We start from the raw sequence: 9,156 nt of genomic DNA, 5'->3' as shown, positions 1-9,156 counted from the left end.
AACCGCCATCTGGCACAACTGGACCACCGGAGCCCCAGCCAAACGATCCCTGACCGCCTACGACCACTGAGAACATCGGACTCATTCATCTAGCGCGGTCCAGACAACGAACAAGGCCCAGGTCGTCGACCTGGGCCTCAACTATGGAGCGGGTGACGGGAATCGAACCCGCGCTCTGAGCTTGGGAATCAATGGGACCAGTGAGATCGATTCGGCCCGTGACCAGGGGAAACGCCGTTCTGCCTGACTGTTCGGTGGTGCATTGGCGTACCGCTTTGACCGCTGTTGACCGTGCTGGAGGGCACGGTTGGGGCACGAGGCTGGTCAGTGCGGCCTAAGCGCTCCTCTTGGGCTTGGCCGGGCGCGTTGGCGACGCGTCTCCCATGAGGTTGGAGGAGAGGCGTTGCGATCGCAAGGTAACGAGGTTCGGCCATGTTCTCGTTTCCGCTCGCATCGCGGGGGATGCGCATGATGACGGGCGACTTCAGGGGTGAGGGCTGACCTCAGAGTCTGGGAGGCCCGATGCGGCGGTGTTCACCAGGACAACGGACTGCGAGGCCCCACTCAAGCTCACCGTCGACTACGGGCAACGTGGCGTGTGGCGGGGCCAGAGCCGGAAGCATGCGCGCGATGCTGTGTGGCCAGGCCCGGTCCGTACGCTCCACGCCCGCCGGCTCTCCCCACCCTCCTGGTGTGCTCTACACCGCCTGCAGCGCGAGCGTCGGAGACAGGCGTGCGGCCCGTACGGCCGGATAGAGGCCGGCCAGTGTGCCGATCAGCAGCGTCGCGCCGAAGCCGCCGCCGACCGCCCACGGCGGCACCACCCACGGCATACCGCCCGACGCCGCGAAGACGTAGGTGGCCGTCGCGCCGAGCACGAGACCGGCGATGCCGCCCAGGCCCGACAGCAGCAGCGACTCGGTCACGAACTGAAGGCGGATCTGGCCGCGGGTAGCCCCCATGGAGCGGCGCAGGCCAATCTCGTGACGGCGTTCCAGCACCGAGATGATCATGGTGTTGGCGACCCCGACGCCGCCGACGAGCAGCGCCACCCCGCCCAGCCCGAGCAGCAGATTGGTGAACGCGCCCTCGGTCTCCGCCTTGGCCTGGAGAGCCGACGACGGGTCGGTGACCTGCACGTTGTGCGGGTTCTCCGGATCGACCGTGCGCGGGATCAGGTCGCGTACGTCGTGCACGGACGCGTCGGTGGAGCGTTCGTAGAGCGAGGTGGGGTGGCCGTCGAAGGCCAGCAGATTGCTCGCGGCCGTCCACCCCAGCAGGGCGGAGCGCTCGATCTCGGGGGCCAGCGGCAGCGGATCGATGATGCCGATGACGGTGAAGTAGCGGCCTCCGATGTACACCTGCTGGCCGGCGCCGGTGATGCCGAGCCGCTGGGCGGAGACATGGCCGAGGACGACGGAGGGCGAGCGGTCGTTGGCGGCGTTGAGCCAGGCACCGGAAGCCATGGTGCCGCGCAGGGTGCGCAGCAGGCCGTCGTCGGCGGCCTTGACCGTGATGCCGCCGGTTTCCTCCTTAGGGATCTTCTCGGTACGCCGTACCGACTGGTCCAGATCGCCGGTGGCGCCCACCTGCTCGACGCCCGCGATCCGCCCCAGCATCCCGGGCGAGCCCTTCGGCAGCTTCACGTCGTCGCCGAACATGCTCTGGCCGGGCGTGGCCACCAGCATGTTCGTACCCAATGCATCCAGTTTTTCCAGGAGTTGGGCCTTGCTGGAGGCGGAGATGCCGACCACAGCGATCATCGTGGCGATGCCGATGGCAATACCGAGGGCGGAGAGCACCACCCGCATGGGGCGGGAGCGCAGCCCGGCGGAGCCGACGTGCAGTACGTCGCGCGGGCCCAGGGTGGCCGGGGAGAGTCGGGTGAGCCCGGTACGCCGGTCTGTCGCTCGGCTCATCGCTCCGCGCCCCGGGCGTCGGCGACCACGTGGCCGTCGCGGATCCGTACCTGCCGGGGCAGACCCGCGGCGATCTCACTGTCGTGGGTGATGACGGCGATGGTGGCGCCCTCCTCGTTGAGGTCGTGCAGCAGCGCCATGACTGCCTTTCCGGAGGTGGAGTCCAGCGCGCCGGTCGGCTCGTCGGCCAGCAGCAGATCGGGCTCGCCGACCACCGCACGGGCGATCGCCACCCGCTGTTTCTGACCGCCCGACAGCTCGTGCGGGCGGTGCGTCATCCGGTCCTCAAGGCCCACCCGGGCCAGTGCGCCGGCCGCCCGCCGGCGGCGCTCGGCGCGTGGCAGCCCGGAGTAGAGCAGCCCCTCGGCGACGTTGTCCTGGGCGCTGATGCCGGGCACCAGGTGGAAGGACTGGAAGACGAAGCCGATGTGCTGGGCGCGCAGCGCGGAGAGCTTGCGGTCGCTGAGCGTGGCGACGTCATGGCCGGCGAGGGTGACCGCACCGGCCGTGGGGCGGTCCAGGGTGCCGACGATGTGCAGCAGCGTGGACTTGCCGGAGCCGGACGGGCCGACGATGGCCAGCAGTTCGCCGTGCGTGATCCGCAGGTCCACCCCGCGCAGCGCGGCGACCCCGCCGGGGTACTCCTTGGTGACGCCGGCCAGCTCGACGACGTAGTCGGTGGCGCGGGCCAGGGCTGCGGTGTCCGCGTCCGTGGTGGCGGTGGTGTCGTCCGGGCCGCCGGGGTCTGTGAGGGCTGTCATTGCTTCGGCACCCCGACCTTCAAGCCCTGCTTCAGGCCGCCGCCGGTGATCTCCACCCGGCCCTGCCCGAACATGCCCAGCTTCACCGGTATGTCACGCACCGTGCCGCCCTCGACGATCTGCACCCCGAAGCCGCCGCCGGGCAGCGCCAGCAGCGCATTGACCGGCACCGTCAGTACGTCCTTGCGGACCTCGCCGACGACATCGACGGTGACCGGTGACTGGTCGAAGGCGGTGACCTTGCCGGGGTCCGTCAAGGTGATCCGGGCGGTGATCTTGGAGGTTTTGCTCTGTGGGTCGCTGCCCTCCTCGGTGACGGTCCGGTCGACCGAGGCGACCTTGCCCTTGGCGCTGCCGCCGTCCGGCAGATTCACCGTGACCTTGGTGCCGCGCTTCGCCAGACCGGCTTGGGCGACATCGAGCTTGATCAGGACCTCGCGGGCGGACCCGGTGGTGGTCAGCACCGGGCGGCTGGGTGCGGCCGGATCGCCGACCGCCGCATCCTTCTTGTTGATCCGCACCGCACCCGGCTGGAAGGAGATCCGGTCAGGTCCGATGGCGCCGGTCTGCGGCAGACTGTGTGCCTTCTGCCAGCGCTTGACCGCGTCGGTGGTGCCCGCGGTGAACTCCTCGTCCACGGCGAGCCCGTCCCCGTACCCCAGGGCCCGCAGATTCTCCTTGAGCTGCTGGACGTCTTTGCCCTCGTCGCCCTGCTTGAGCTGCCGGTACATCGGCGTCTGTCCGTACATCAGCCGGACCTGGTGGCCGTCGACCTCGTAGAGCGCATCGTCTCGCCGCACCGTGGAGCCGGTGGCCGGCAGCCAGGTGAGGGTGCCGGACGCACCGGGGTTGACCTTGCGTTCCCTGGTGTAGCCGAGGGTGCCGTCGACCTGGGTGCTGCTGCTGAGATCCTGCCGCTGCACGGTGTCGGTGGCCGGCGGCCGGGCGCTGTGACGCTGTTGCTGCCCGGTGTCCGCCCGGCCGGTGACCTTGCCGACCGCGATCCCGCCGCCGGCCAGCAGTGCGGCGACGACCAGGCCGGAGATCAGATACGTCGTGCGGCGTCCGCGGCGGGCGCCCGCGGGGTGGCTGGGGTGGCGCTCCGCCACCGGCTCAGCCGGCATTCTGGCACTCCTTGAATGCCTTCCCGAACTGCTTCTGCTGGCCCGGAGGGATCTTTGGCGCATTCTGTATGGCGCTACCGTCGAACTTCGGGTCCGGCATGTTGAAGCCGTGCTCCCGCACACAGCGGGCGATCTTGAGAATCTTGTCCTTGTCTGCCTGGCTCGGGCCCTTCTGGCCGGCGTTGGGCCCGCCTCGCTGGCACTCCTTGAACGCCTTCTCCATCTTCTCCGAGTCGGCGTTGCCGACGATGCGCATGCTGTTCGCGTCCTCGCCCGTCTTCGGCTCCTGGACCTCAAGGCCGTGGTCACGCAGGCACTTACGCTGCTTGTACGCCGCGTCCGCCGCCTTGCCCTTGCCGCTCACGTCCGAGCCGCCGCCCGGACCCTTGCCCCCGCTGCCGCTGTCCCCGCCCGTGCAGGCCGTGGCGAAGAGCGCCAGGCCCGCCATCAACGTTGCCGTCGCGACGGAGGTAAGGCGCTGCCCAGCTGACTTACTGCCCTGCCTCATGGTGTTCCTCCGCATCCGGATGTGTCCGACGCTGCAGAGGCTGGCAGGGGGCCGCATTTCGTTTCTCTAACCTCCGGGCGCCGACCGGCTCCAGCATGGTGTTTTCCCTGGTCAGGGGTCGCTGTGAGGGGGGGGTTACGTCGCCGAAAGGTCCGCCTCGGGTACACATGTGGCCATGCGCGTACTGGTGGTGGAGGACGAGGAGTTCCTCGCAGACATGATCGCCGCGGGTCTGCGCCGCGATGCGATCGCGGCGGATATCGCCCACGACGGGCGCACGGCGCTGGCCAAACTGCGGCTCGGCGCGTACGACGTGCTCATCCTGGACCGCGATCTGCCCGGCCTGCACGGCGACGAGGTCTGCCGGCAGGTGGTGGAGCAGGGCCTGCTGACCCGGGTGTTGATGCTCACCGCGTCCGGTACGGTCCACGAACGCGTCGAGGGCCTGGGGCTGGGCGCCGACGACTATCTGACCAAGCCGTTCGCGTACGAGGAGCTGCTCGCCCGGGTGCTGGCGCTGGGCCGGCGCGCGCGCCCCGCCCTGCCGCCGGTGATCGAGCGGGCCGGCGTCATCGTCGACACCGCGCGCCGGCTGGCCGTCCGCGACGGCCGGCCACTGGCGTTGTCGCGCAAGGAATTCGGGGTGCTGGAGGTGCTGCTGCGCGCCCGGGGCGCGGTGGTCAGCGGCGACGATCTGATCGAGGAAGTGTGGGAGGAGCACACCAGCTACCGCACCAACGCCGTACGCGTCACGCTCAGCAAGCTGCGCGCCAAGCTCGGCGACCCGCCGGTGATCGAGACCGTGCCGGGCGCCGGGTACCGGATGGGCGACGGGCCGGGTGCGGGCAAGGAGCCAGGCGCAGGCGTAGAGCCGGGCGCAGGCATGGAGCCGGGGCGGGGCACCCGCTGATGAGCGTGCCCCTGCCGCCCCGTCGCTGGCTCCCCGGCAGCGAACGCGTCCGCCTCACCGCGCTCTACGGCGGGCTGTTGGTGCTGGCCGGCGCGATGCTCATCGGCCTGGTCTACGTCCTGCTACGGCAGGGCCTCTACTCCGGCCTGAGCAGCGCCGTCCGCATCACGGTGCGCCGCAGTTCCCGCGGGCATGCGCCGCCCGGCACCATCGAACCCCCGCCGGCCCTCGGCCCGATCATGGTGCCGCCCACCCTGCCGATACCTCAAAACCGCTACCCCGTGCTCCTGCCCGGCAACGGACCCCTCAGCGCCGCCAAGAAGATCACCGATGCCGCGGAAGCAGCTGCGCTCAGCAAGCTGCTGACCGTCTCTCTGATCGCGCTGCTGGTCTTCGCCGTGATCTCGGTGGCGCTGGCCTGGTGGCTGGCCGGCCGGGTGCTGCGCCCGGTCTCCGTGATCACCAGCACCGCCCGCCGGCTGTCCGCAGCCAACCTGCACGAACGGATCGCGCTGGACGCCCCGCCCGGTGAACTCAAGCAGCTCGCCGACACCTTCGACGGCATGCTCGACCGCATCGAGCATCTGGTCTTCGCCCAGCAACGGTTCGCCGCCAACGCCGCCCACGAGCTGCGCACCCCGCTGGCCGTACAGCGCGCCGCCGCCGAGATCGGCCTCGCCGACCCGGACCCGGCTAACGTACGGCGCATCCGCGACAAGCTGATCGAGGTAGCCGCAGACAGTGAGCAGTTGATCGAGGGGCTGCTTCTGCTGTCCGTCTCCGACCAGGGCCTGCAGCGCCGGGAGCCGGTCGCCTTCGGCGATCTCGCCGAGTCGGTCGCCGCCGAGTACGCCGAGGACGCCTGGCAGCGCGGCCTGACCCTGGCCACCGACATCCGTCCGCTGACCGTCGACGGCGACCCCGTCCTGCTTGCGCATCTCATCCGCAACCTGGTCGGCAACGCCGTACGCCACAACCGCCCCGACGGCCGGATCACGCTCAGTGTCCATGACCGCACGCTGGAGATCACCAACACCGGACCAGCCGTTCCCGCCGAGTCCATCCCGTATCTCTTCGAGCCGTTCCGCCGGCTGGAGGCGCGTCGGCACGCCCCGGGCGAGGGCGCCGGTCTGGGCCTGTCGATCGTCGTCTCCATCGCCCGCGCTCACGCCGCCACCGCGAGGGCCCTCCCCAACCCCGGCGGGGGGCTGACCGCCCGTATCTCCTTCCCCGCCCGATTGCCCGCATGACGGGTCCAGCCGACGGTGGCTGAACGCGTCGGGATATCCGTGAATGCAACCAGAACTGCAACCACGAAGCAGGACGTACGCTGTGACACCACTGCGCCAAGCATTTCGGCTGGATGCTCGCAGGTGAGTTCACCCCACCTCACGATCGGTACGTCCACACCGAGTTGTTGCCGATCGGTTTGCAGAATGGCGCTGTCGAGGCCCTGGTCGCGCCAAGTCACCTGCGCATTGACTGCCGGCCCTCCGTCGAGAGCACGGACCGGCACAGGCTGACCGTCCGGACCCTGGCGACATGCGACATGGGCCGCGGTGAGCACGAGGCCAGGCGTGATGATGATGCTTCCTGAACCGAATGTGTCGTCACGGGGATTGCTGACTTCTACGGCCCTGCTGGCGAAGGTGTGCGCTCACTCGGGTCCTCAGCCCAGCGCCACTTCGCCCGGCAGGGGATCGAAGCCGTGTCCGCATCACTGACTCTGAATCGGAGGAGCGATCCCTCGCCATCGCGTTGTGCTGCCGCGAGGCCCTCCCGGACGGCTTTGAGAGCCTCGGCCAGTTCCGTTCCACCCGACTCCATAGGTCCCCCTCGTAGACCTGAACTCCAGTAGCCCAGCCAGCTACTGATGGGCGCTACCTAAAGCCCGGAAACCGCCCTCTTTGCAGACGTGAGTTCACACCCACTTGACGCGTTAGTGGTGCAGGTCACAGGCGCCCCATATCGGGATTCGAGACGCTACTCGGCGCGGGACTCCAGGGGTGTCGTGCAGCACCTCTCCGTGCGCCCCGTAGAGGGGAGTTGGGGCACGCAGAGGGCACGCCCGCTCCGGAGAGGTCTAGACAACAAACAAGGCCCAGGTCTCCGACTTGGGCCTTCGCTATGGAGCGGGTGACGGGAATCGAACCCGCGCTCTGAGCTTGGGAATCAACGGCGGCTCGGGGCGCAATGGTGCTCTGAACTGCGACTATCTGGGCGCGGGAGCCTTGTCGGAGGCCGTCGGTTTGACCGCTGCTGACCCTGGTGTACCGCGCTAAAGGGCTGGGATGGGGCTGGCCTGCGATGGGATGGGGGACGGAGGCGACTCGCATGGGTCTGATCCGGGTGTGGAGGGGTGCGGCGGGTCTGCGCCAGTGGTGAGGTGTGCATGCGCGAATACGGTGGGCTACCGGATTAAAAGTCCTACGTAGAGCATGATGAGGTGTGATCTCTGCTGCTTCGTTGCCCGTTTTCCGCCGACTGGGCCGAGGTTGTCATGCTCCGTGGTCCATCTGGAGACGGCTCTTCCAGGGCCGTCCGCTCACGCAGCGGACGCGAGGAGGAGTTCCTCCTCCTTCGCCCAGTCGAACTCCAGCCCTCGCGTCTTGACTTATTCACCTACCGCTGCCCTGTCTGGCCTCTTCGCAGTGCAGGGAGGGTCAGCGGCTGTCTGAGATGCATGTTGCAGGCTGCTGTTGACCTGTGTAAGGGTCCGGATCATGCATGAAGACGGGGGCGGGAAACCTAGCGCGACCAGCGCATCTTTGCCAGAGACGGCGGCTGAGTTCGCTGCCGGGGAGTGTACGAGTGCAGAGTTCGCCGAGGCGTTCTCACGGGCTGAGCTGTTCTTCCAACGGCCGGAGCGGCCCGGCTTTCTCACTGTCGCTGACCCCGCAGGGGGCGATGGAGGCGTAATTCCGGTCTTCTCCTCTCTTGTGGAGTTGGCCCGCTACGCAGGTGTATGTGCGTGGGCTTCCGCGCCGGGCGCAGATCTGGCCGAGCTGGCACCTGCCGGACACCGGTTCATTTTGGATGCGATGGGACCACACCCGCAGTTCTTCGACCCCGCACCGGCAACTCCTCGCGATAGCCAACAGGGGGCCTGATGAGCGACGGTGCGGACTACAAGGTTGAGATCGATTCCTTGGTGCGAGTGCTTGTCCCGCTGACCGACTCGGTGGTAGCGGCCAAGCGCATCAAGGACGAGAAGGACGAACTTCAGGCATACCTCAAAGACCCAGGCGCGGAAGGTGTGCGCGACAGCGGCCAGACTTTCCTGGAGCAGTGGGGCTATGGCATGGGTCAGCTGGCGCAGTACGCCGAGGAGATCGTGACGAAGCTGAACCAGACGATCGAAGCGTACGAGATGGCGGAGCAGTGCGGCATCAAGGGCTTCAAGCCGAGCGAAGACAATCTGTCGATGATGCCGAGCGAAGGTCTGGGTAAGACGGTCTTCCAAGGTCAGCAACGGATGCGCGGAAACAAGCCGCCCTCAGACGGGCCCAACGGCATCGATGACGCCCAACGGGGCTTTGAAGACTGGGCATTTGGATAATTGGAAAACACCGGGGGAGCACGGGCGTGAGTGGCATATCGGCAGATGCGAGCAAGAAGGACCTGATCCCGGGTGACCCGGGACGCAGTAGCCGATCTTGTCCACATCCTGAACACCTACGCTCAGGCGTTCGGGGACTCGCAACGGAACCTGAAGAAGGTCGACGAAGCCGAGTGGAGCGGCACCGCGGCCATCGAGTTCCGCAAAGCGGTCAGGAAGCTGCCCACCACCCTCGCCTCGGCACATGAGGAGTTCGCCAAGGCCGCTAGTGTCCTGAGTCAGGAATTCGTTTCAGATAGCCGGCGAGGCGTTCGAGGATCTCGTCGGCGGTCTTCGTCCAGACGTATGGCCTGGGGTTGGTGTTCCAGTCGGCGA

The 9,156-nt window shown here is 68.1% G+C and carries 9 protein-coding genes and 1 pseudogene; 5 read left to right on the top strand and 5 right to left on the bottom strand.

Annotated features, from left to right (window positions below):
- Positions 1–698: 698 nt before the first annotated feature.
- Genes AB0C46_RS40495 through AB0C46_RS40480 form a run of 4 tightly spaced genes read right to left on the bottom strand, consistent with a single transcriptional unit; the run spans position 699 to position 4,252 of the window.
- Positions 699–1,919 carry an ABC transporter permease gene (locus AB0C46_RS40495; protein ID WP_362834141.1) on the bottom strand — a complete coding sequence of 407 codons (1,221 nt, stop codon included), beginning with the start codon at positions 1,917–1,919 and terminating at the stop codon, positions 699–701.
- On the bottom strand, positions 1,916–2,680 hold the full coding sequence (locus AB0C46_RS40490) for an ABC transporter ATP-binding protein (protein WP_362834140.1): 765 nt from the start codon (positions 2,678–2,680) through the stop codon (positions 1,916–1,918). Before AB0C46_RS40490 ends, AB0C46_RS40495 begins: the two co-directional genes overlap by 4 nt.
- Positions 2,677–3,804: an efflux RND transporter periplasmic adaptor subunit gene (locus AB0C46_RS40485; RefSeq protein ID WP_362834139.1), complete on the bottom strand. Its 1,128-nt coding sequence runs from the start codon at positions 3,802–3,804 to the stop codon at positions 2,677–2,679. The genes AB0C46_RS40490 and AB0C46_RS40485 overlap by 4 nt, the downstream gene beginning before the upstream one ends.
- Positions 3,794–4,252, bottom strand: a complete 459-nt coding sequence (locus AB0C46_RS40480; protein ID WP_362834138.1) for a hypothetical protein — start codon at positions 4,250–4,252, stop codon at positions 3,794–3,796. The genes AB0C46_RS40485 and AB0C46_RS40480 overlap by 11 nt, the downstream gene beginning before the upstream one ends.
- Positions 4,253–4,487: 235 nt before the next feature.
- Between AB0C46_RS40480 and AB0C46_RS40475 the strand changes: the two genes are divergently transcribed.
- Both AB0C46_RS40475 and AB0C46_RS40470 read left to right on the top strand, forming a co-directional pair.
- Positions 4,488–5,222: a response regulator transcription factor gene (locus AB0C46_RS40475; protein WP_362834137.1), complete on the top strand. Its 735-nt coding sequence runs from the start codon at positions 4,488–4,490 to the stop codon at positions 5,220–5,222.
- Complete coding sequence (locus AB0C46_RS40470; RefSeq protein WP_362834136.1) at positions 5,222–6,472, top strand: ATP-binding protein; 1,251 nt, start codon at positions 5,222–5,224, stop codon at positions 6,470–6,472. Before AB0C46_RS40475 ends, AB0C46_RS40470 begins: the two co-directional genes overlap by 1 nt.
- A 379-nt stretch (positions 6,473–6,851) precedes the next feature.
- Here the strand turns inward: AB0C46_RS40470 and AB0C46_RS40465 are convergent, their stop codons facing one another.
- Entirely contained in the window at positions 6,852–7,049 is a 198-nt protein-coding gene (locus tag AB0C46_RS40465) for a trypco2 family protein (RefSeq protein ID WP_362834135.1), read from the bottom strand.
- An 896-nt stretch (positions 7,050–7,945) separates the two neighbouring features.
- Between AB0C46_RS40465 and AB0C46_RS40460 the strand changes: the two genes are divergently transcribed.
- From AB0C46_RS40460 to AB0C46_RS40450, 3 genes and pseudogenes are all read left to right on the top strand, one after another.
- Complete coding sequence (locus tag AB0C46_RS40460; protein WP_362834134.1) at positions 7,946–8,332, top strand: SseB family protein; 387 nt, start codon at positions 7,946–7,948, stop codon at positions 8,330–8,332.
- Positions 8,332–8,781 carry a hypothetical protein gene (locus AB0C46_RS40455; RefSeq protein WP_362834133.1) on the top strand — a complete coding sequence of 150 codons (450 nt, stop codon included), beginning with the start codon at positions 8,332–8,334 and terminating at the stop codon, positions 8,779–8,781. The genes AB0C46_RS40460 and AB0C46_RS40455 overlap by 1 nt, the downstream gene beginning before the upstream one ends.
- A gap of 72 nt (positions 8,782–8,853) precedes the next feature.
- Positions 8,854–9,000: pseudogene (locus tag AB0C46_RS40450) on the top strand (hypothetical protein); the annotation flags it as partial.
- Positions 9,001–9,156 lie beyond the last annotated feature (156 nt).

This window comes from Streptomyces sp. NPDC048637, from assembly GCF_040650675.1.
Classification (GTDB): Bacteria; Actinomycetota; Actinomycetes; order Streptomycetales; family Streptomycetaceae; genus Streptomyces.
The sequence above is the reverse complement of the archived record's forward strand: the minus strand, read 5'-3'. Positions and strand labels throughout refer to the sequence as shown.

Coding starts and splice junctions, on each gene's coding strand:
- AB0C46_RS40495 (WP_362834141.1), bottom strand. CDS start 1,919: ATGAGCCGAGCGACAGACCGGCGTACCGGGCTCACCCGACTCTCCCCG.
- AB0C46_RS40490 (WP_362834140.1), bottom strand. CDS start 2,680: ATGACAGCCCTCACAGACCCCGGCGGCCCGGACGACACCACCGCCACC.
- AB0C46_RS40485 (WP_362834139.1), bottom strand. CDS start 3,804: ATGCCGGCTGAGCCGGTGGCGGAGCGCCACCCCAGCCACCCCGCGGGC.
- AB0C46_RS40480 (WP_362834138.1), bottom strand. CDS start 4,252: ATGGCGGGCCTGGCGCTCTTCGCCACGGCCTGCACGGGCGGGGACAGC.
- AB0C46_RS40475 (WP_362834137.1), top strand. CDS start 4,488: ATGCGCGTACTGGTGGTGGAGGACGAGGAGTTCCTCGCAGACATGATC.
- AB0C46_RS40470 (WP_362834136.1), top strand. CDS start 5,222: ATGAGCGTGCCCCTGCCGCCCCGTCGCTGGCTCCCCGGCAGCGAACGC.
- AB0C46_RS40465 (WP_362834135.1), bottom strand. CDS start 7,049: ATGGAGTCGGGTGGAACGGAACTGGCCGAGGCTCTCAAAGCCGTCCGG.
- AB0C46_RS40460 (WP_362834134.1), top strand. CDS start 7,946: ATGCATGAAGACGGGGGCGGGAAACCTAGCGCGACCAGCGCATCTTTG.
- AB0C46_RS40455 (WP_362834133.1), top strand. CDS start 8,332: ATGAGCGACGGTGCGGACTACAAGGTTGAGATCGATTCCTTGGTGCGA.